This window comes from Rhabdaerophilum sp., from assembly GCF_046092605.1.
GTDB lineage: Bacteria > Pseudomonadota > Alphaproteobacteria > Rhizobiales > Beijerinckiaceae > Rhabdaerophilum.
The window spans coordinates 1-21,722 of sequence record NZ_JBJTDY010000168.1 but is presented as its reverse complement, the minus strand read 5'-3'; the positions used below and the strand labels follow the sequence as shown (position 1 = coordinate 21,722).

General features: G+C 65.6%; 19 protein-coding genes and 1 pseudogene. 9 read left to right on the top strand and 11 right to left on the bottom strand.

All coding sequences use genetic code 11. The annotated features are described in order from the left end of the window. Positions 1-7: 7 nt before the first annotated feature. Positions 8-1,285 carry a citrate synthase gene (gene gltA / locus ACKODO_RS13005; RefSeq protein ID WP_408983869.1) on the bottom strand — a complete coding sequence of 426 codons (1,278 nt, stop codon included), beginning with the start codon at positions 1,283-1,285 and terminating at the stop codon, positions 8-10. Positions 1,286-1,506: 221 nt separating this feature from the next. Further along, the gene (gene gltX, locus ACKODO_RS13000; RefSeq protein ID WP_408983861.1) at positions 1,507-2,940 is read right to left on the bottom strand and encodes a glutamate--tRNA ligase; all 1,434 of its coding nucleotides are present in this window, start codon (positions 2,938-2,940) and stop codon (positions 1,507-1,509) included. Between the two features lie 92 nt (positions 2,941-3,032). On the opposite strand from gltX, the gene ACKODO_RS12995 reads away from it, so the two are divergent. Next, positions 3,033-5,414, top strand: coding sequence for a ComEC/Rec2 family competence protein (locus ACKODO_RS12995; protein ID WP_408983860.1), 2,382 nt, complete (start codon positions 3,033-3,035; stop codon positions 5,412-5,414). On the opposite strand, the pseudogene lexA reads toward ACKODO_RS12995, so the two are convergent. From lexA to ACKODO_RS12950, 9 genes and pseudogenes are all read right to left on the bottom strand, one after another. Continuing rightward, positions 5,411-6,106 (bottom strand): annotated as a pseudogene (gene lexA / locus ACKODO_RS12990) (transcriptional repressor LexA); the annotation flags it as partial. The gene ACKODO_RS12995 and the pseudogene lexA sit on opposite strands and share 4 nt — an antisense overlap. A 101-nt stretch (positions 6,107-6,207) precedes the next feature. After that, positions 6,208-7,431, bottom strand: a complete 1,224-nt coding sequence (glp, locus tag ACKODO_RS12985; protein ID WP_408983859.1) for a gephyrin-like molybdotransferase Glp — start codon at positions 7,429-7,431, stop codon at positions 6,208-6,210. Next, on the bottom strand, positions 7,431-7,916 hold the full coding sequence (moaC, locus tag ACKODO_RS12980; RefSeq protein ID WP_408983858.1) for a cyclic pyranopterin monophosphate synthase MoaC: 486 nt from the start codon (positions 7,914-7,916) through the stop codon (positions 7,431-7,433). The genes glp and moaC overlap by 1 nt, the downstream gene beginning before the upstream one ends. Next, positions 7,916-8,728 (bottom strand): indole-3-glycerol phosphate synthase TrpC, encoded by an 813-nt coding sequence (trpC, locus tag ACKODO_RS12975; RefSeq protein WP_408983857.1) that lies wholly within the window; start codon positions 8,726-8,728, stop codon positions 7,916-7,918. Before trpC ends, moaC begins: the two co-directional genes overlap by 1 nt. A gap of 74 nt (positions 8,729-8,802) precedes the next feature. Continuing rightward, positions 8,803-9,816, bottom strand: a complete 1,014-nt coding sequence (gene trpD, locus ACKODO_RS12970) for an anthranilate phosphoribosyltransferase (RefSeq protein WP_408983856.1) — start codon at positions 9,814-9,816, stop codon at positions 8,803-8,805. An 11-nt stretch (positions 9,817-9,827) separates the two neighbouring features. Beyond that, positions 9,828-10,424 carry an anthranilate synthase component II gene (locus ACKODO_RS12965; RefSeq protein WP_408983855.1) on the bottom strand — a complete coding sequence of 199 codons (597 nt, stop codon included), beginning with the start codon at positions 10,422-10,424 and terminating at the stop codon, positions 9,828-9,830. A gap of 77 nt (positions 10,425-10,501) precedes the next feature. Further along, the gene (locus ACKODO_RS12960) at positions 10,502-10,888 is read right to left on the bottom strand and encodes a hypothetical protein (protein WP_408983854.1); all 387 of its coding nucleotides are present in this window, start codon (positions 10,886-10,888) and stop codon (positions 10,502-10,504) included. A gap of 122 nt (positions 10,889-11,010) precedes the next feature. Further along, on the bottom strand, positions 11,011-12,540 hold the full coding sequence (gene trpE, locus ACKODO_RS12955) for an anthranilate synthase component I (protein ID WP_408983853.1): 1,530 nt from the start codon (positions 12,538-12,540) through the stop codon (positions 11,011-11,013). Further along, complete coding sequence (locus ACKODO_RS12950; RefSeq protein WP_408983852.1) at positions 12,540-14,462, bottom strand: SurA N-terminal domain-containing protein; 1,923 nt, start codon at positions 14,460-14,462, stop codon at positions 12,540-12,542. The genes trpE and ACKODO_RS12950 overlap by 1 nt, the downstream gene beginning before the upstream one ends. A gap of 177 nt (positions 14,463-14,639) precedes the next feature. Between ACKODO_RS12950 and tpiA the strand changes: the two genes are divergently transcribed. The 8 genes from tpiA to kdsA all read left to right on the top strand — a co-directional run. Next, positions 14,640-15,389 carry a triose-phosphate isomerase gene (gene tpiA / locus ACKODO_RS12945; RefSeq protein WP_408983851.1) on the top strand — a complete coding sequence of 250 codons (750 nt, stop codon included), beginning with the start codon at positions 14,640-14,642 and terminating at the stop codon, positions 15,387-15,389. 107 nt (positions 15,390-15,496) lie between these two features. After that, the gene (gene secG, locus ACKODO_RS12940; protein WP_408983850.1) at positions 15,497-15,859 is read left to right on the top strand and encodes a preprotein translocase subunit SecG; all 363 of its coding nucleotides are present in this window, start codon (positions 15,497-15,499) and stop codon (positions 15,857-15,859) included. A 102-nt stretch (positions 15,860-15,961) separates the two neighbouring features. After that, entirely contained in the window at positions 15,962-17,590 is a 1,629-nt protein-coding gene (locus ACKODO_RS12935; RefSeq protein WP_408983849.1) for a CTP synthase, read from the top strand. Positions 17,591-17,648: 58 nt separating this feature from the next. Continuing rightward, positions 17,649-18,074 carry a DUF350 domain-containing protein gene (locus ACKODO_RS12930; RefSeq protein WP_408983848.1) on the top strand — a complete coding sequence of 142 codons (426 nt, stop codon included), beginning with the start codon at positions 17,649-17,651 and terminating at the stop codon, positions 18,072-18,074. Positions 18,075-18,100: 26 nt separating this feature from the next. Beyond that, the gene (locus tag ACKODO_RS12925) at positions 18,101-18,739 is read left to right on the top strand and encodes a DUF1190 domain-containing protein (RefSeq protein WP_408983847.1); all 639 of its coding nucleotides are present in this window, start codon (positions 18,101-18,103) and stop codon (positions 18,737-18,739) included. Next, positions 18,739-19,899: a glutathionylspermidine synthase family protein gene (locus ACKODO_RS12920; RefSeq protein WP_408983846.1), complete on the top strand. Its 1,161-nt coding sequence runs from the start codon at positions 18,739-18,741 to the stop codon at positions 19,897-19,899. The genes ACKODO_RS12925 and ACKODO_RS12920 overlap by 1 nt, the downstream gene beginning before the upstream one ends. Positions 19,900-20,024: 125 nt before the next feature. Next, positions 20,025-20,897 (top strand): VOC family protein, encoded by an 873-nt coding sequence (locus ACKODO_RS12915; RefSeq protein WP_408983845.1) that lies wholly within the window; start codon positions 20,025-20,027, stop codon positions 20,895-20,897. Positions 20,898-21,002: 105 nt separating this feature from the next. Continuing rightward, the coding region (gene kdsA / locus ACKODO_RS12910; protein ID WP_408983844.1) for a 3-deoxy-8-phosphooctulonate synthase at positions 21,003-21,722 on the top strand (720 nt) is incomplete at its 3' end.

Sequence of the window (21,722 nt, the reverse complement as noted above, 5' to 3'; positions counted from 1 at the left end):
AACCGGATCAGCGCCGCTGGGCCACCGGCGTGTAATCGCGCTGGGGTTCGCCCGTATAGATCTGACGCGGGCGGCCGATGCGCTGCGAGGGATCCTCGATCATTTCCTTCCACTGGGCGATCCAGCCCACGGTCCGCGCAAGCGCGAAGAGCACCGTGAACATGTCGGTGGGGAAGCCCATCGCCTTCAGCGTGATACCCGAATAGAAATCGATGTTCGGGTAGAGCTTCTTCTCGATGAAGTAGCTGTCCGACAGCGCGATGCGCTCGAGTTCCACCGCCACGTCGAGCAGCGGGTCATCCTTGATTCCGAGTTCGGCGAGAACCTCATGGCAGGTCTTCTGCATGATCTTCGCGCGCGGATCGTAGTTCTTGTAAACTCTGTGGCCGAAGCCCATCAGGCGGAACGGATCGTTCTTGTCCTTCGCCTTGGCGATGTATTTCGGAATGTTGTCGACATGGCCGATTTCCTGCAGCATCTGCAGGGCCGCTTCGTTCGCGCCGCCATGGGCCGGGCCCCAGAGGCAGGCCACGCCCGCCGCGATGCAGGCGAAGGGATTCGCGCCCGAGGAACCGGCGAGACGAACGGTCGAGGTCGAGGCGTTCTGCTCGTGGTCAGCGTGCAGAATGAAGATGCGGTCCAGCGCGCGGCTCAGCACCGGGTTCACCTTGTATTCCTCGCACGGCACCGAGAAGCACATGCGCAGGAAGTTCGAGGTGTAGTCGAGGCTGTTCTGCGGATACACGAAGGGCTGGCCGATGGAGTACTTGTAGGCCATCGCCGCCAGCGTCGGCATCTTCGCGATCATGCGGATGGACGCGACCATGCGCTGATACGGGTCCGAGATGTCGGTCGAGTCGTGATAGAATGCCGACATCGCGCCGACAGAGGCGACCATCACGGCCATCGGGTGCGCGTCGCGGCGGAAGCCCTGGAAGAAGCGGGCCATCTGCTCGTGCACCATGGTGTGGCGCGTGACGCGGTTCACGAAGTCGTTCTTCTGAGCGATGGTGGGGAGTTCCCCGTAAAGCAGCAGGTAGCAGGTCTCGAGGAAGTCGCCATGCTCGGCAAGCTGCTCGATCGGGTAGCCGCGATAGAGCAGCACACCCTCGTCGCCGTCGATATAGGTGATCTTGGATTCGCAGGCCGCCGTGGAGGTGAAGCCCGGATCGTAGGTGAACATGCCGGTACTCGCATAGAGCTTGCCGATATCCACCACGGCCGGACCGATCGTGCCGGCTCGCACCGGGAGGTCCAATACCTTGTCGTCCATTTTCAAGGTCATCGAATGGGCTGTCACGGCACCCTCCCTTCTGTTTCGCTTGGCCGGCTGCATCCCCGCGTCCCGGCCATCAATCCCTGGTCTCGCCGCCCTATGTTGCGCTGCCGCAAGACCCTACGATGGAGGCGTAAACAAACCACCCCGCCTGTCAAGTTGGGCTTCCGGATGATGCCGCGTGTTGTCGCATGGGGCTGCCACAAGATGTGCATTCCCCCTCGTTTCTGTCACGCGGCCTGATCCCGCAATCGACCGAGGCATTCCTCGCGGCCAAGCACCACGAGAACCTCGAAGATTCCTGGTGAGGTCGCCCGCCCGGTGAGGGCGGCGCGCAGGGGCTGGGCCAGCGCGCCGAGCTTCAGGCCGCTGGATTCGGCTTCCGCACGCACCGCCTCCTCCAGGCTTGCGGTTTCCCACAGCGGAACGGCCTCGAGGCGCGCGAGCAGCCGCGCGATGATCGCCTTGCCATCCTTCGCGAGGATGTCGCACGCCTTTTCGTCCATTGCGAGCGGCCGCGCAGCGAAGAGAAAGCGCGATCCATCAATGAGTTCCACCAGCGTCTTCGCGCGCTCCTTCAGGCCGGGCATGGCCGCGATCCACTGCGCTTCCTTTTCCGGCGTCAGCGCGGCGGCGATCGCCTCACCCCCCTCGACATGCGCCAGGACGGGACGAAGCGCCGCTAGCAGCGCCGCGTCATCGGTCTTGCGCATGTAATGACCATTGATGCTCTCGAGTTTCGCAAAATCGAAGCGCGCGGGCGAACGGCCCACATTCCTGAGGTCGAACACGGCGGTCATCTCGTCGGTCGAGAAGATCTCCTGGTCGCCATGCGCCCATCCCAGACGCACGAGATAGTTCCGCAAAGCTTCCGGCAGGTAGCCCAGCGCGCGATAGGCATCGACACCCAGCGCGCCATGGCGCTTGGAGAGCTTCGCGCCGTCCGGCCCGTGGATTAGCGGGATATGCGCCATCTGTGGCACCTTCCAGCCATTCGCCTCGTAGATCTGCGTCTGGCGGGCGGCATTGGTCAGGTGATCATCGCCGCGGATGATGTGCGTCACGCCCATGTCGTGGTCATCCACCACCACCGCGAGCATGTAGGTCGGCGTGCCATCCGAACGCAGGAGCACGAGGTCATCGAGATTCTCGTTGTCCCAGGTCACCGTGCCCTGGACGAGATCCTGCACGATGGTCTGCCCGCCGAGCGGCGCCTTCAGGCGGATCACGTATTTGCGGCCCTCGGCCTCGGCCTTCGCGTGGTCCTCCGGTCCCTTGTCGCGCCAGCGGCCGTCATAGCGCACGGGCTTGCCCGCCGCCTTCGCGGCCTCGCGCATCGCCTCGAGTTCTTCCGATGTCGCATAGCATTTGTAGGCGCGGCCATTGGCGAGCATCGCCTCGGCCACTTCCTTGTGCCGCGGCGCGCGCGCGAACTGGTAGATGACATCGCCATCCCAGGAGAGGCCCAGCCATTTCAGGCCGTCGATGATCGCGTCAATCGCCTCGGGTGTTGAGCGCACGCGGTCGGTATCCTCGATGCGCAGCAGCATCTTCCCACCGTGGCGGCGTGCGAGCAGCCAGTTGAAAAGCGCTGTGCGCGCCCCGCCGATATGGAGGAACCCCGTGGGCGAGGGCGCGAAGCGCGTGACGATGGGATCAGACATGGGAAAAAGCAGCTTTCACATTGGAAAACGGGAGTTCGGCGGGCATTGCCCGGCTTTGCCGCGCGATCTAGCATGAAGGAACGGGTGCGCAAATGCCCGTTTCACCCAGCGCAAGAGGGAGCACCGCGCCGATGACCCGCTGGGCCCCCTCTCGCGCTTCTGCCGGTGTGCTTGCAAGCCCCGCAGCCGCGTGGTCGCATGCGGGGTTTCAGGGGCGCTTCGGAAGCCTGCTTGGTCGCTGGGTGGAAGAAGAGCGCGACAGGCGCACCGGTTTCCTTCTGCTTCCCGTGGCTTTTGCGCTGGGCGTCCTCGCCTATTTTGCGGCATCCTCCGAGCCAACCCTATGGGCAGGACCAGTTCTGTTGCTGTTTGCCGGCACCCTTGCGATCCGTGTCGACGGTCTCCTCCGTGCCATCGCTATTGCCCTCGCGATGATGGCGGCGGGATTCACTGCCGGGACATGGCGCACCGCCGGCATGGCCGCGCCGATGCTCGAACGCGCGATCCCGGTGAGCATCTCGGGCCATGTCGAGCAGGTCGATGCCGGCCCGCTTCGCCATCGCATCCTGTTGCGCGTCACCCACCTCGCGGATGATCGCGCTGCCAGGCCGCAAAGCGCGCCCTACCGCGTGCGGATCGGCGCGCCGGGTCGCCCGACGATCGAGGCCGGCACCCATGTCACCCTGCGCGCGCGGCTCGCGCCGCCCTCCGAGCCGGCCATGCCGGGCGGCTATGATTTCCGGCGCGATTCCTTCTTCCGCGCCGTGGGCGGCATCGGCTACGCCATCGGCCGCATCGAGGTCACGCCCTCCAGGGGGGAGCCCGATTTCAGCCTGCGTTTCAATGCCTTCATCGATCGCGCCCGCAATGCGATGACCGATCGCATCGCGCAGGCCATCGGTGGCGAGGCCGGCGCGCTCTCGGCCGCCCTGATCACCGGGAAACGCGGGCTGATCTCGAACGAGACGAATGACGTTCTGCGCGCATCCGGCCTCTATCACATCGTCTCGATTTCCGGCCTGCATATGGTGCTGGCGGCCGGGGTGATGTTCTGGACCCTCCGCGCCCTGCTGGCACTCTCGCCCGCGCTTGCCTTGCGATATCCCATCAAGAAATGGGCGGCGGCCGGGGCCATGCTCGGCTCCATCGGCTATTGTGTCTTCTCGGGGTCCGAAGTGGCCACCGAGCGCTCGCTGATCATGATGCTCGTGATGCTCGGGGCGATTCTCGTGGATCGCCCGGCGCTCGCCCTGCGGAATGTCGCGATTTCCGCGCTGATCGTGCTCGCGCGGGAGCCCGAGGCCCTGCTGGGGCCAAGTTTCCAGATGTCCTATGCGGCTGTGGCAGCGCTGATCGCCGGAAATGATCTCTGGCGGCGTTACCGGCCGGAGCCCGAGCCCGAATTGCGCGGTCGCTTCCGGCCGGGTTTCCTGGAGCGGGCAGGGCAGGCCATGGTTTTTGCCTTCCTCGGCATTGTTGCAACGACCCTGCTCGCGTCCCTCGCGACCGCACCGTTCTCGGCCTGGCATTTCCACCGGCTTAACCCCTATGGCCTCATCGGCAACGCGCTGGCGATCCCGCTCGTGAGCCTCGTGGTGATGCCCGCCGGCGTGATCGGAACCATGCTCCTGCCTTTTGGGCTTGATGGCTGGGTCTGGCGCGTGATGGGCGAGGGAACCCGCGGCGTTCTGTTCGTGGCCGAGAAGGTCGCCGGCATCGAGGGGGCCGCGCCGCCCGTGCCGAAAGCACCGGGCCATCTCTTTGCATTGCTGGTCATCGCCCTGTTGGTGCTGGTGATTTTCCGTTCGCCCCTGCGCTTGCTCGCAGTGCCGCTAGTTCTGCTCTGGGCCATTCTGCTCAAGGCCACGCCCTTGCCGGACCTGATGATCGCACCCGATGGCCGCATGGCGCTGCTCCGCGATGCAAGCGGAAGCTATACTTTGCTCTCGCCCGCTTCTCCCTCGGGCTTCACGCTCCAGCAATGGCTGCCCGCGCTCGGCGATGCCCGCCGACCCGATGACCCAACGCTGCGTCAACGTGCGCGTTGCGACCGGACGGGCTGCACCGGCACCCTTCCGGATGGCCGGAATGTGGCCCTCTCTCTCACGCCGGAAGCCGCTCGCCTCGATTGCCAACGCGCGCAGATCATCATCACCCCGGTCACGGCTGATGCCGCGCTGTGCGGACCCAACCGCCTGCTCCTCTCCGGGGAGAGCTTCGCCCGCCTTGGCGCCCAGCAGATCCACTTGCGCGACGGCCGGATCGCTGCCCGTGACACCAGCCTCGATCCGCGCAAGACAAGACCCTGGCGCAAGACAAGAGCCTGGCGCAAGACGCCACCCCCGATGACCGAAGAGCCGGAAAGCGGCCCGAGCGCCACCGGCTTCCCCGAAGGCCCGGCCACATCCCCGCAGCGGCCACGGCCCCCCGCCCGGTTCGAACCGGAGGAAGACCCCGCCCTCTCGCCACAATAACGGCGGATGAGGCTGACCAGTCGTCCCTGCACGCGCACGCGATCCGGCCCGAAAATGCGGGTTTCGTAGTTCGGATTGGCGGCTTCCAGCGCAATCGAAGCGCCCTTGCGGCGCATCCGTTTCAGAGTGGCCTCCTCGTCGTCGATCAGCGCAACGACGATATCACCCGTATTGGCGCTTTCCTGTTTGCGGATGATCACCAGATCGCCATCGAAGATGCCCGCCTCGATCATCGAATCGCCGCGCACTTCCAGCGCGAAATGCTCACCATGGCTGAGGAACTCGGGCGAGACATCAATGGTTGAGGCGCGGTTCTGGATTGCGGAGATCGGTGTGCCCGCCGCGATGCGGCCCATGATGGGAATGGCAACCGGGCGCTGCGTCTCCGGTTCGGTCGGGGCGAGCGCGCGCACCTTGCCGAGATCCCCTTCGATGACACTCGGCGCGAAACGCTGGCGACCGGGCCGGGGTGTCTGAACATCCGGCAAGCGGATGACTTCCAGCGCGCGGGCACGGTTCGGCAGGCGACGGATGAAGCCACGCTCCTCCAGCGCGAGAATGAGCCGATGGATGCCGGATTTGGATTTCAGGTCCAGAGCCTCCTTCATTTCATCAAAGGAGGGGGGAACCCCGTTCTCCTGAAGGCGCTCGTGAATGAAGCGCAGCAATTCCATCTGCTTGCGTGTGAGCATGTCCCCGAACCCCGCCTGCGGCCCCGACTCGGCCAAAACAAATCCTGAACATCTCTACCATGTTCGGCTTGTGTTCCGCAAGCGTTCGTTCTGGCGCGGGATTACAGATACAGGATGCGGCAGGTCTGGCCGGCGGTCGCGGCGGCCGCGCCCGGCGCGCGGATCACCAGCGCCCCGGCTCGCGCCAGCACCGAGAGCAGCGATGAATCCTGATCCGCGAAGGGCGTGGCGACCGGCATGCCAGCGGCATCAATCGAGAGGCTGGCGCGCAGATAATCCTCACGCCGATCATTCTCGGGAAGGTCACGGCCGAGCAGTGCCGTCCGGGTGCGATCCGCGCCCGCTTGCGCATCGGCCTGCATCGCCAGCACGAGTGGCGCCAGGAACAATGTGCCGCAAACCAGGGCGGAGACCGGATTTCCCGGCAGGCCGAGATAGAGCATGGCGCCGAGGCTGCCGAAATTCAGCGGCTTTCCCGGCCGCATGGCGATGCGGTAGAAATCAAGCACCGCGCCACGCGCCGTCAAGACGGGGCGCACGAGATCGCGGTCGCCCACGGATGCGCCGCCGATGGTCACCAGCAGATCGGCCCCTTCGGCCATCGCACGATCCATCGCGGTGTTCAGGCTTTCCGGCGTGTCGCGGGCGATTCCGAGATCGAGCACCACGCCGCCCCGCGCCTCCACCAGCGCGGAAAGGCCGATGAGATTCGAGGCAATGGTGGCTGCGAGCGGCACATCCGGGCCGGGCAGGGCGAGTTCATCGCCCGTGGCCAGAAGAGCGATGCGCGGCTGGCGATAGACCGGCACGCAAGCGTGGTTCATGGCCGCGGCCAGCGCGATATGCGCCGGGGAGAGCCGCGTTCCGGCGGAAAGACCGGTCTCGCCGGCGGTGAAATCACGCCCGGCCTGGCGGATGAAATCGCCGGGTCTCGCAGGGCTCTCCGGCGTCACGAACCCACCCTCCGCGCGCGCATCCTCCTGGATCAGCACCGAATCGGCACCGTCTGGAAGCTTCGCGCCCGTGAAGATGCGGATGGCGGCACCGGGTTCAAGCCTGCCCTCGAAGGGGTGGCCGGCGGCACTTTCGCCCAGGAGACGCAAGGGTTTGCCGGGCCTGCAATCCTCCGCGCGCAGGGCATAGCCATCCATCGCGGACATGGCGAAAGGCGGTTGCGTGCGCGTGGCCACGAGATCCGCCGCGAGGACGCGGCCCGCGGCGCGGATGATCGGCGCGGTTTCGGCCTGTTTCGGCAAGGCTTCCGCTCGCGCGAGCAGGCGCGCAAGCGCTTGCGCCACCGGCAGAAGCGGGGTGTCGCCGCCCATCAGCCGCTCGGATCGGCGACCCAGTCGCCGCTCTTGCCACCGCGCTTCTCGAGCAGGCGGATGCCCTCGATGCGCATGCCGCGATCAACCGCCTTGGCCATGTCGTAGATCGTGAGGCAGGCGACGGAAACAGCGGTCAGCGCCTCCATTTCAACGCCGGTCTGGCCGGTGACGCGCGCGAGCCCACGCACGACGAGGCCGGGCAGGCTCTCATCGGCCTCGATATCGAGTGAAACCTTCGTGAGCAGCAGCGGATGGCAGAGCGGAATGAGTTCATGCGTCTTCTTCGCGGCCATGATGCCGGCGATGCGCGCGGTGGCGATGACATCCCCCTTTTTCGCAAGGCCATCGCGGATGAGCGTCAGGGTTTCCGGCGCCATCACCACGCGGCCTTCGGCCACGGCCTCGCGCGAGGTCAAGGCTTTCTCGCCCACATCGACCATATGGGCTGCGCCGGAAGCATCAAGATGCGTGAGCTTGCTCATCACGCGACCTTCAGGGCAGGCTTCAGGCCGAGAAGCGTGCGCGTCGCAGCTTCCACATCCGCCTGCCGCATCAGGCTTTCGCCCACCAGGAAGGTCGAGATGCCGCTCTGAGCGAGACGCTGGCAATCCGCCTGCGTGAAGATGCCGCTTTCGCCCACAAGCAGCCTATCCTTCGGAACGCGCTTCGCCAGCCGCTCGGAAACTGCGAGATCGACATGGAAGGTCTTGAGGTCGCGGTTGTTGATGCCGAGAAGAGGCGAGGGCAGCCTGAGCGCGCGTGACAGTTCGGTCTCGTCATGCACCTCGATGAGGCTGTCCATGCCGAGCGCCGAGGCCGTGGCGACGAGATCGGCCGCGAGCGCGTCATCGACGCTCGCCATGATCACCAGGATGCAATCCGCGCCCATCGCGCGGGCCTCGAACACCTGATAGGGGTCGATCAGGAAATCCTTGCGGATCACGGGCAGGCTCACCGCCGCGCGCGCCGAGGTGAGGTGGCTCGCGGCACCCTTGAAATATTTCCGGTCCGTAAGGATCGAGAGGCAGGCCGCGCCGCCGGCGTCATAGGCGCGCGCCAGGGCCGGCGGATCGAAATCCGCGCGGATCAGGCCCTTGGAGGGGCTCGCTTTCTTGATCTCGGCGATCAGCGCGAATTGCCCCGCCTGAACCTTCTTTTCCAGAGCCGCGAGAAACCCACGGGGAGCACGCTTCGTCTCGGCGCGGGCGCGAAGCTCTGGCAGCGGAAGGCGCGCCCTGGCGGCGGCGATTTCCTCGCGCTTCGTCGCCTCGATGGTGCGGAGAATGTCGCTCATATGCCCCTCATGTGACCCTCATGTGCCCCTCATCTGACACTTCTTGGGCGCTTCTTGCGTGCTTCTGGCGACCCTCACGCGTTCGAAACCGCGATCACGCGGTCGAGCAGGGCGGAGACCTTGCCGGAATCGATCGCCTTGGCGGCCATCCCGGCACCGTCCTTCAGGGTCGCGGCCTTGCCCGCCACCGCCAGAACGCCCGCCGCGTTGAAAATCGCGATATCGCGATAAGCCCCGGGCTTGCCGGCGACGACATCGCGAAGTGCTGCCGCGTTCTGGCTCGGCTCGCCGCCTTTCAGCGCCCCGGGCGCGGTGCGGGGAAGCCCCGCTTCCTCGGGCGTGACCTCGAAGCGACGAAGCTGGCCATTCGTGAGTTCCACCACATGGGTCGGGCCGGTGGTGGTCATCTCGTCGAGGCCATCCGAACCATGGACGATCCAGGCGCGCTCGGTGCCGAGATCGCGAAGGGTCTCGGCGATGGGCTCCAGCCAGCTCGCGGAGAACACGCCGAGCAGGATGCGCTTCACGCCCGCGGGGTTCGAGAGCGGGCCGAGGATGTTGAACATCGTGCGCGTGCCGAGTTCGGTGCGCACCGGCGCGACATTGCGCATGGCGGGGTGATGCGCCGGCGCGAGCATGAAGGCAAAGCCGGTTTCCGTGAGGATTTTCGCCACGATATCCGGGGATTGCCCGATCTTCACACCCAGCGCCTGAAGCACATCCGCCGCGCCGGATTTCGAGGAGGCCGCGCGGTTGCCATGCTTGGCGACCGGCACGCCGCAGGCCGCGACGATCAACCCGGCGAGCGTCGAGACATTCCACGAGCCCGAGGCATCGCCGCCCGTGCCCACCACGTCGATCGCGCCGGCCGGGGCCTCGACCCTCACCATCCGCTCGCGCATGGCACTCACTGCGCCGGTGATCTCCTCGACGCTTTCGCCGCGAACACGCAAGGCCATCAGGAAGCCTGCCATCTGCGCCGGCGTCACCTCGCCCGAGAGCATCTGCGCGAAGGCGAGCGAGGCTTCCTCGCGGGAGAGGGGCAGGCCGGCGGCTGCCTTGGCGATCAGGGGCTTGAAGGCTTCCATCGGGATACTCGTCACGCGGCCTGGCGATGCGCGCGGAATTCACGCGCCAGTTCCAGGAAATTGCGGAAAATCTGCTGTCCGCCCTCGGTCGCGATGCTCTCGGGGTGGAATTGCACGCCGAAGGTCGGGCAATCGCGATGCTGGAGCGCCATCACGAGGCCATCCTCGCTTTCGGCGGTCGGCACGAGGCAGGCGGGGAAGCTCGCGCGCTCCACCACCAGCGAATGATAGCGCGTGACCGTGAGGCCCTGGTTCATGCCGCGGAACAGGCCCCTGCCATCATGCGTGATCGTCGAAACCTTGCCGTGCACGGGATAGGCGCGGATGACATTCCCGCCGAAGGCCTGCCCGATCGCCTGATGACCGAGGCAGACGCCAAGCAGCGGCACCTTGCCATTGGCCTTCTCGATGGTCTCAACCGAAATCCCCGCTTCCGAAGGCGTGCAGGGGCCGGGGGAGATGACAATCGCCTCATGCCCGAGCGCAAGGAGTTCCTCCGCGCTCATGGCATCATTGCGAAAAACCTCGACCTTCGCGCCCTCGCGTCCGAGCGCGTGCACGACGTTGAAGGTGAAGCTGTCGTAATTGTCGATCAACGCGATGCGCATGGAGCTTGCCTTGCCCGGCAGAGAAACCTCTTCAGGACAAAGCGGAGAAGCAGCCGGACGTCAAGGCGAAGGCAGGCCTAGGCCGTCCAATCCAGCGCTTTCCGATTGAGATCCTCAATCACATCCGGCGTGGGCTGCCCATCCGGCATCGGCATGGTCCGGGCCTGCATTTCCCGGTAGGTCTTGATCGAAAAATCGACCGAGATCAGCGAATTCGCTTCGCGCACGGCATCGGTCATGATCTGCAGCGTGAGGATCGTGGCCTCGTCACGACCGAGGCCGAACCGGCTCTGCAGGGTCTGGTGAATTTCACCATGCAGGCGGGGCGCATCCTTGAGATGGCCCACGGCCAGCAGCCGGCCAATGCCGGTCGAGACGTCGCGGGTGACCGTGGCGGGGACATTCCCGGAGGTTCCCCGCTGAAAAGAGAACTGGCTGACAGAATATGCGGCGGAGACAAGCATGAAACCCTCCTTCTGAGGCATTTCCCGCGCTGAGGATCAACCGCCAAAGGATAATGATTCGCGAAGATCCGCAGTCGAGCGAAGCAGAGGAGCCCCGCCTTCAGAAGATGGCAAAGAAAGGATTACTGCCCGCGTTTGCCGCGGGATGCAAATCGCACCGCTTCCTCCGCCGCGCGGAACAGGGCCTTGGCCTTGTTCTCGCATTCCGCCTGTTCGGAAGCAGGCACTGAGTCATGCACGATGCCGGCACCAGCCTGCACATGCATCATCCCGTCCTTCACGAGCGCGGTGCGCAGCATGATGCAGGTATCCATTGCGCCATCCGCCCCGAAATAGCCAATCGTGCCCGCGTATGTGCCGCGCTTGTCCTTCTCGAGTTCGTCGATGATCTCCATTGCGCGGATCTTCGGCGCGCCGGAGGTCGTTCCCGCCGGGAAACCCGCCGCCAGCGCATCAAGGATATCATATCTCGCCCGATCGAGCCGCCCCTCGACATTCGAGACGATGTGCATCACCTGGCTGTAGCGCTCGATGAAGAAGGAATCCGTCACTTCCACCGAGCCGATCTCCGCGACCCGGCCCACATCATTGCGACCGAGATCGAGCAGCATGAGATGCTCCGCGCGCTCCTTCGGGTCGGCGAGGAGTTCCTTCTCCAGCGCCATATCCTCGGCCGGGGTGGCGCCCCGCCTGCGGGTGCCGGCGATGGGGCGGATCGTCACCACCTTTTTCTTCTCCGGCCCCTCCACCACCTTCACGAGGATTTCCGGGCTCGAACAGACGATCTGGAAATCCTGGAAATCGAGATAGCAGAGATAGGGCGAGGGGTTCACGCGGCGCACGGCGCGATAGAGCGAAAAGGCATCGAGATCGAAAGGCGCGGAAAAGCGCTGCGAGAGCACGACCTGGAAGATATCGCCCGCGAGGATGTATGCCTTCGCCCTGGCGACCATCGCGTGGAATTCCGCAGGCGTGGTGTTGGATTGCGCCTCGGGAATGCGCGCAAGCATGTCGCCCGCATCACCGCCATGCGGCAGGGGCTCACCGAGCCGGGCGAGCACGTCATGAAGACGGGCGAGCGCCGATTCATGGGCCGCGGCTGGCGGTGTTGCCGATTTCGGGAAAACCGGCGTCACCAGCACAAGCTCGTCCTTCACATTGTCGAAGATCAGCACGACCGTCGGGCGGATCATCAGCGCGTCGGGGACACCGATCTGGTCGGGCTTGGCGGGTGGGAGACGCTCCATCTCGCGCACCATGTCATAGCCCATGAAGCCGAACACACCGCTCGCCATCGGCGGGAGATGCTCGAGGCCGGGAATGCGGCTCTCCGCCAGAACGGCGCGCAGGGCTTCCAGCGGCTTGCCCGGCATGGCCGCGAATTCCGAGCCGTTGCGGGAGATTTCACTCGTGCCGCTGCGGCAGCGCCAGACCAGATCCGGCAGGAGGCCGATGATCGAGTGCCGGCCCTTGGTGGCGCCGCCTTCCACGGATTCGAGCAGGAACGAGGGCCGCTCGCCTGCATGGGATTTCAGCTTGAGATAGGTCGATACAGGCGTTTCGAGGTCCGAAACCAGCCGCAACGCCACGCATTGGGGCTGGCCCGCCCGATACAGGCGCTCGAACGTCTCGAAATCCTGCGCAGCCTCCATCAGTTCGCCTGCCCGAGGGTCTGGGCCAGCAGCGCCTCGTTGATGAATACGCCGGCTTCCTTGCGCAGAGCCGCGACATATTGTCGGAACACATCATCGGCCATGCCCTGCGCCAGCTGGCGCGAGAAGGTCGAATTGGCATCCGCCGCCGCATCATAGGGCAGGAGGGTCGATGCTTTGGGCAGGATCAGCAGGCGGCCGATCCCATCGGGTGCTACCGCGCTCGCCACCTTGCCGATCTCGCCCGCGAAGGCGCGCTCCACCCCATTGCGGCCGAGAACCGGATCATTCGAGGTGCGGCGGATGGCCGAGAAAGTCTGCACCGGCGCGCCGAGTTCGGCCGCGACGGAGTGGAAGCTCTCGCCAGCCTCGATGCGCTTGACGAGCGCGGTCGCAAATTCGCCCATCGCCCTGGACTTCTGATCGGCGAGATAGCGCGTGCGGATCTCCGCTTCGACCTCCTCGAACGCCTTGTCGCGCGCGGGATCGACGCGGTTCACCTCGAACCACACATGGCTGCCGTCACGCAGGTGGAGCGCCTCGTTGTCGAGGCCGATATCGGAGGCGAAGATCGCGTTCAGCGTCTCCGTGCTGCCCGGCACCGTCAGGCGCTGGCCATCGGGGCCATTGCCGTTGCGGTCCAGCCCCTCGATCACGAGCGGGCTGAGCCCGGCCACCTGCCCGGCTTCGGTGAGCGACTTGCCGGCGATACGCTGGTCCTCGATCTTCTTCACGAGGTCATCCACCTTTTGCCTCACGGCCGGGTCGGTGGTGAGTTTCTGCGTCCGGGCATCGAATTCCACCTCGGCGCGCACCTCGGCGAACGGCGTCGCCCGGCCGGGCTCGACCTTCGCCACGCGGATCAGCACGAAGCCGAACGGGTCGCGGATCGGCGCGCTCACGCCGCCTTCCGGCAGCGAGAAGATCGCATCGCGCGTCGCGGCATCCGCCACTTGCGCGCGGGTCTGCAGGCCAAGATCGACATCGACTTCCCTGAGGTTCTTCTCGGCCAGCAGCGCCTCGAAAGTGAGGCCACCGGCGAGCCGATCGGCCGCGGCCCTTGCGGCGGCCTCGGAATCGAAGAGCACGCGCAGGGCACGGCGACGCTCGGGCAAGCCGAAGCGGCCACTTGCCACCGCCTGATCATGGAAGGCGCGCAGTTCCGCCTCGCTCAACGTCACGCTGCCCGCGAAAATCTGGGGCGAAACGGTGAGAACCGTCGCCTGCCGGGTTTCCACGGTGCGGAATTCCGCCCTGCGTTCGCTATGGAAGGCCCGGAGCGCGTCCGCCGTCGGTTCGGCCGGCTCGGGCACCTTCGCGGTGGGGATGACCACCACCTCGAGGCTGCGCTCCTCCTCCCGATACTGGTGCAGGGCCGCGTTGAAGGTCGAAGGCGCGGTCATGCCGCCCACAAGGCCCTGTACGAGTTGCTGGCGCAGCAGGAATTCGCCCTGCTGGCGCAGGAAGGCAGGCTCGGAAAGCCCGCTCTGCTGGAGCAGCGAGAGATAGCGTTCACGATCGAAGCGGCCGCCGGTCTGGAAGATCTCGGCTTCGAGAACGGAGCGGTTCACGCCCTGCTCGTCGAGCGCGAGGCCGAGGCGATTGGCTTTGGCCGAGAGTGCCGCTTCGTCGATCAGGCGGTTCAGGATCTCGCGATCAAGCCCGAAAGCGCGCGCCTCCGCGGTCGTCACCGGGCGGCGAATGCGCCGCTGCAGGTTCTGCAGTTCCGTGTTGAAGGCGTTGCGATAGGCTTCGGCCGAGATCACTTCCTTGCCCACGGTCGCGACATTGCGGGTGGAACCGCCGCGGAAGATGTCGCCGATGCCCCAGATCGCGAAGGAAACGATCAGCAAGCCCATCACGACGGTGAGGACGACGCGGCCGAGCCAGTTGGAAGCAGCGGAGCGGATGGCGGTCATCATGGGCGGATCGGTGCTCCGGAAGCGATGGCGCTCAGTGCGCGTGGATCAAAAATCGGGCCGGACCATAGGGATGGCGAAAACAGAAGGCAAGGCGCGGCCTGCTCGCGCGTTGAACGCTCGCGCTCAGCATGCTACCGGCCGGGCCGGAACAATCCCTGCCTTTATGGAACCTGATCCATGCGCAAGACCCTGATCGCCGGAAACTGGAAGATGAACGGCCTCCGGGCCGACCTTGCGGAAATCCAGGCGATGGGGAAGGGCGCGACACCCGCCCTGCGCGCCAGGGTCGATCTGCTGGTTTGCCCGCCGGCAACGCTGATCTTCACTGCGGCCGCCGTATGCATCGGCACGGGAATCGGTGTCGGCGCGCAGGATTGCCATGCCAAAGCCTCCGGCGCGCATACCGGCGATCTCTCCGCCGGCATGCTCTTCGAAGCGGGTGCGACCGCGATCATCGTCGGCCATTCCGAGCGCCGCACGGATCATGCCGAGAAGGATACGCAAGTGAAGGCCAAGGCGGAAGCCGCGATCGGGCAGGGGATGATCGCCATCATCTGCGTGGGCGAAACGCGCGCCGAGCGCGAGGCCGGCAAGGCGCTGTCGGTCGTGCGTCGCCAGATCAGGGGCTCGGTCCCCGCCGGCGCGCGGGCGGATCAGGTTGTTGTTGCCTATGAGCCGGTCTGGGCCATCGGCACGGGCCTCACCCCCACCCCTGCGGATATCGCCGAGATGCACGCAGATATCCGCAAGACGCTGCGAGGCGTTCTCGCGAAGGGCGAGGCCGAGAAGTGCCGCATACTCTATGGCGGCTCGGTCAAGCCCTCGAACGCGACCGAAATCCTCGCGCTCGAGGATGTCGATGGCGCGCTGGTGGGTGGCGCGAGCCTCAAGGCGGCGGATTTCCTCGCCATCGCCAACGCGGCCTGACGCGATTTTGCGTCTTTGCCTTCCTTGCATTTCCCGGTATGGGAGGCCAAATCCTTGCGGATGGTGGCCCCCGCCGCCCCTTTCCCCTTGCTGGACCGAACTGACCGATGGAAACCGTTCTGATTGCCATTCACCTCGTCATCGTGCTGGCGCTGGCCGGCGTGGTGCTGTTGCAGCGCTCGGAAGGCGGCGGCCTCGGCATGGGTTCGAGCCCCTCGTCCTTCATGACGGGCCGCGGGCAGACGAACCTGCTCTCGCGCACCACGGCGATCCTCGGCGCGGCGTTCTTCGTCACCTCGCTGACCCTCGGCGTCATGGCCGCCCGCAACGCGCCGAAGCGCGCCCCGGTTGGCATTGACGCGCCGGCCCCCCCGACCCTGCCGGGCCAGACTGCGCCGGCTCCGGGCTCGGCCCCGAACGTTCTCGACCAGCTCCGCAACCTGCAGGGCGGCACCGCGCCGAACCAGTAAACGTTCGATCAGGGCCTGGGCCCGAAATCGGGGCGTCATCCTTGTGGATGGCGCCTTTTTCATTTGCGCCGAATCGGCGCGCTGGATTAAGGCTCGGTCCCCATGACGCGGTACATCTTCATCACCGGCGGCGTGGTTTCCTCCCTCGGCAAGGGTCTCGCCTCCGCAGCTCTCGGCGCGGTGCTTCAGGCGCGCGGATATACCGTGCGCCTGCGCAAGCTCGACCCCTATCTGAACGTGGATCCGGGGACCATGAGCCCCTATCAGCACGGCGAGGTCTTCGTGACCGATGACGGGGCGGAAACCGACCTCGATCTCGGCCATTACGAGCGCTTCACCGGGGTTTCGGCCAGAAAGTCGGACAATATCACGACGGGGCGCATCTACCAGGAGATCATTGCCCGGGAGCGACGCGGCGATTATCTCGGCGCGACCGTGCAGGTCATCCCGCATGTCACGGATGCCATCAAGAACTTCGTGCTCGCGAGCAACGAGGACTACGATTTCGTGCTGATCGAGGTGGGTGGCACGGTGGGCGATATCGAGGGCCTGCCGTTCTTCGAGGCCGTGCGACAGTTGCGCAATGAATTGCCGCAGGGCCATTCCTGCTACATCCATCTCACGCTGCTGCCCTATATTCCCAGCGCTGGCGAGCTGAAGACGAAGCCCACCCAGCACTCGGTGCAGGAATTGCGCTCGATCGGCATCCAGCCGGACATCCTGCTCTGCCGCTGCGATCGCGAGATCCCCGAGGGCGAGAGGAAGAAGCTCGCGCTCTTCTGCAACGTGCGCCCCTCGGCGGTGATCGAGGCGCGCGATGTCGATCAGATCTACGCGGTGCCGCTCGCTTACCATGAAGAGGGGCTCGACCGCGAAGTCCTGCGTGTCTTCGGTCTGGATGAAGGCCCGGAGCCCGATCTTTCGCGCTGGCAGCATATCGTTTCGACCCTGCGCAACCCCGAAGGCGAAGTGACCATCGCCATCGTCGGCAAATATACCGGCCTGAAGGACGCCTATAAATCGCTGATGGAAGCGCTTCACCACGGCGGCATCGCCAACCGGGTGAAAGTGAATTTCGACTGGATCGATTCGGAAATCTTCGAGCGCGAGGATGCCTCGAGTTACCTCGAGCATGTTCATGGCATCCTCGTCCCCGGCGGCTTCGGCTATCGCGGCGCGGAGGGCAAGATCCAGGCCGCGCGCTTCGCCCGCGAGCGCAATGTGCCCTATTTCGGCATCTGCTTCGGCATGCAGATGGCGGTGCTCGAAGCCGCGCGCAATCTCGCCGGGCTGGCCGGCGCATCCTCCACCGAGTTCGGCCCCTGCGACATTCCCGTCGTCGGCATGATGACCGAGTGGATGAACAAGGGTCAGCTTGAAAAGCGGCAATCGGGCGGCGATCTCGGCGGCACGATGCGCCTCGGGGCCTATGAATCAAGGCTCGTTGCCAATTCGCGGATCGCCGGCATCTATGGTTCGGATGTCATCCATGAGCGCCATCGCCACCGCTACGAGGTGAACATGGCCTTCCGCGACAAGCTGGAGGCGAAGGGCCTGCTGTTCTCAGGCGTCTCGCCCGATGGCCTCCTGCCCGAGACGATCGAATATCCCGATCACCCCTGGTTCGTGGGCGTGCAATATCACCCCGAGCTGAAATCGCGCCCCTTCGAGCCGCACCCGCTTTTCGCAAGCTTCATCGCCGCGGCGATGGCCCAGAGCCGGTTGGTCTGACGCTTTCCTTTCCGGCTCCTGCGAGGCAGGATATCGTGCCGGATAGGGGGGAATCGCCATGTTCGAGATCGAGGGACGGATGTTCGCGGGCACTTTCGGCGGCCTGCCGCATTTCATCCTGTATTTCATCGTCGCGGCCGCCCTGCTGACGATCTTCGTGCTCGTCTACATGCGCCTGACCGCGCATGACGAAATCGCGTTGATCCGCGAGGGGAATGTCGCGGCGGCCATCGCGCTGGGCGGGAGCCTGATCGGTTTCGTGCTGCCGCTCTCGAAGGCCGTCGCGCAGGCCGTGAGCATCCCCGACATGCTCGTCTGGGGTTTCGCCGCTTTCGTGGTGCAGCTTATCGCCTATCTCGTCTGCCGCTTCATCGTGCCGGGTCTCTCGGCGAAGGTCGGCGCGGGCAACATCGCGGCGGGCATCACGGTCGCGAGCGTCAGCCTCGGGGCGGGGCTCCTCAATGCTGCCTCGATGAGCGTGTAAGGGCATCGGCGATGAAACGCTCCTCGATGATCTTAATCGGTGCGACCGGCCTGCTGATCGCCGGCGCATGGCTCGGCCGTTCGGGCGGACCGGTTTCCGACAGCGACAAGGCCGAGATCTACGAGAGCCTCAGCGCCTGCGTGACCGCCAGCGCGATGACGCGCGAGCAATGCGAGGCGGAATTCGCGGCCGCCGAGGAAAAACACCTCACGGAGGCGCCGCGCTTCAACGCGCAGGGGGATTGTGAAGCGCAATATGGCCCGGGCCAGTGCAAGCCCGCGACCATGGCCGGCACGACCTCCTTCCTGCCCAGCCTTGCGGGCGTGATGATCGCGCAGAGGCTCCTCGGCCAGCGCCAGCCGCAAGCGCTTCTGCCGCCTTTGCGCAACCAGCAGCCCTGCACGCCGGGCTTCACGCCGGCCACACAGCCGGGCTGCGTGGTGCCGCGCTCGACCTCTTCAACCGGCGCGGCGGGCGGCTGGCGCAGCTATTCCACCGCCGCCGGCACGACCGTGAGCCGAAATGCATCCCAGCCCGGCCCCGTCACCGTGCCTCGCAGCATCACCACCGGGCGGGGTGGCGTGCCGAGCGTGCAGAGTTCGACCGTGACGCGCGGCGGCTTCGGCTCGACCGCGCGCTCGACCTCCTCCTCCTCGTCCTCCTGATGCGTCGCCTGACGCTTCCCGAACGGCCGGACTGGCGCGACACGGCGCAGCGCATGGGCTTCACCTTTCACACGGCGGAGGGCACGCCCTATTGGGACGAGAGCGCAGCTTTCGCCTTCAGCCTACGCGAGGTCGAGGAAGGCATCGAAGCCCCCTCCGCCGAACTCGAAGAGATGTGCCTCGCCTTCGTGGCCGAGGCGATCGGCAGCGAGGAAATCCTCACTTCGCTGGGCATTCCGCGCGATTTCTGGGGCACGATCCACGAGAGCTGGCAGCGCGGCGATCGCAATCTCTATGGAAGGTTCGATTTCGCCTATGCGGGCACCGGACCAGCCAAGCTCTTGGAATACAACGCGGATACGCCCACGGCCCTGTTCGAGACCGGCGTGTTCCAGTGGGACTGGCTGGAAGAGCAGATCGCGCGCGGCGTGCTGCCCGCCGGTTCGGACCAGTATAACTCCGTGCATGAAAGGCTCGTGGAGGCGTTTCGCCATCTCAGGGGCAGTTCAGCCTACCGGCTGCATCTTGCCTGCGCGAGGGATAGCGCCGAGGATCGCGGCACGGTCGCCTATCTCGAGGATTGCGCGAAGGCCGCGGGCCTTTCGACGCGGTTCCTCTTCATGGACGAGATCGGCATTGCGCGCGATGGCACCTTCGTGGACCTCGCCAATGGCGAGATCGACGTGTTGTTCAAGCTCTACCCCTGGGAATGGATGTTCCGGGAGGAATTCGGCCAATCGGTCATCGGCAGCCGCACGCAATTCATCGAGCCGATCTGGAAAGCCGTTCTCTCCACCAAGGCGTTGCTGCCGCATCTCTGGCGGATGCATTCGGGACATCCGAACCTGCTGCCGGCCTATTTTGCCGGGCAGGAAGGTGATGATCTCGGCGCGTCTTTCGTCGAGAAGCCGATCCATTCCCGCGAGGGCGCGAATATCCGGATCATCCGCGATGGCAAGCCGGTCACCGAGACCTCGGGTCCCTATGGTGGCCCGATCATGCGCCAGAAGCTCGTGGAGATCCCGGATTTCGGCGGTGGCCATGTGGTAATCGGCGCCTGGATGGTCGCGAGCCAGCCGGCGGGCATGCTCATCCGCGAGGATTCGAGCCTCATCACCGGCAATCTCGCGCGCTTCGTGCCGCATGTCATCGAGCCCTGACGGAGGGCCGGCCCTTGGCCGAACTCTGGCAGGCTTTGCGCGCAAGGAACGCATGGGCTAAACGCTCGAACGGCCCGCACGCGGAAACTCGACCGCAGCGCAGTCCCGAACCACAAGGAGATGGCATGTCGCCGCGCCCCCTCGATCACCTGGTTCTCGGCACCACCGATCTCGATCAGCTCGCCGGAGAGTTCGAGGCGCTGGGCTGGCGCGTGGGCGCGCGCAACCGCCATCCCTGGGGCACGGAAAACCGCCTGATCCAGTTCGCGGACGAAACCTTTCTCGAATTGATCTCGGTGGGCGAGGGCGCGCAGGTGCCGCCGCATCAGCCGGGGTTCTTTTCCTTCGGTGCCTTCGTGGCCGAGGCGATCGCCCGCCAGCCCGGCCTTTCGATGATGGTGCTGAAAAGCGAGAATGCGAAGGCCGATGCCATGCGCTTCGCAAGCGAAGGCGTAGGCTCCTTCGCCCCGTTCGATTTCAGGCGCAAGGGCGTGAAGGCGGATGGCACGGAGGTGGAAGTGGCCTTCACACTGGCCTTCGCGCATGCGCGAGACCTGGCCGAATGCGGTTTCTTCGTCTGCCAGCAGCATTTTCCGGAGAATTTCTGGTCGCCGGCGCTCCAGCAGCACCCCAATGGTGCCAGCGGCATCTCCCGCGTGACACTCGTGGCGGAAAACCCCTCCGATCATCACATCTTCCTCTCGGCTTTCGCCGATTGCCGGGAGATGCGCGCCTCTTCATCGGGGATCGCGCTGGATTGCGGCCGGACACGGGTGGAAATTGTCACGCCCGACACGTTCCGCTTCCTCTATGGTGTCGAAGCCCGGACGAGCCCCCCGCATTTCGCCGGCTTTGGCCTCAGGGTCACCGAGCCGGCCGCGGTCGCCAGGCAGGCGGTGCGGATGGGGCTTGGCATGGTTGCCGCCGGCGATGCCTTCACCATCGAGCCGCGCCCCGGCTTCGCCACCGCGATCCGGCTTGAGCGTTTGGTGGCGTGACGGCCGCTGGCCGGGCCTCCCGGCATGGCGGGGCTTGCGATCAAACCGCCGAGGGCCTATCGCGAAGGCCGCTCCGGACCCCTCCCGGAGAACAGAGGATCTTCGATGACGGATGTGACCATCGGTCCCGTGACTTTCGGGAACAGCCGGCCCTTCGCGCTGATCGCCGGCCCCTGCCAGATGGAAAGCCGCGACCATGCCTTCGCGATGGCCGGCAGCCTGAAGGAAATCTGCGAAAGCTTGCGCATCGGGCTCATCTACAAGTCCTCCTTCGACAAGGCGAACCGCACTTCCGGCAAGGCGGCGCGCGGCATCGGGCTCGAGAAGGCGCTGGCGGTCTTCGCCGATATCCGAAGCGATTTCGGCCTGCCGGTCATCACCGATGTGCATGAGCCCGGCCAATGCGCGGAAGTGGCGAGCATCGTCGATTGCCTGCAGATCCCCGCCTTCCTCTGCCGGCAGACCGATCTGCTCGTCGCGGCCGCGAAAACCGGCGCGGCGATCAACGTGAAGAAGGGCCAGTTCCTCGCGCCGTGGGACATGAGGAATGTCGTCGCGAAGATCACCGATGCCGGCAATACCCGCGTGATGGCCTGCGAGCGCGGCACGAGCTTCGGCTACAACACGCTCATCACCGACATGCGCGGCCTGCCGACCATGGCCGAGCAATGCGCCTGCCCCGTCATCTTCGATGCGACCCATTCCGTGCAGCAGCCGGGCGGGCAGGGCGGTTCCACCGGCGGGCAGCGCGAATTCGTGCCGGTTCTCGCCCGCGCCGCGATCGCGGTGGGGGTTGCCGGTCTCTTCATCGAGACGCATGAAAAC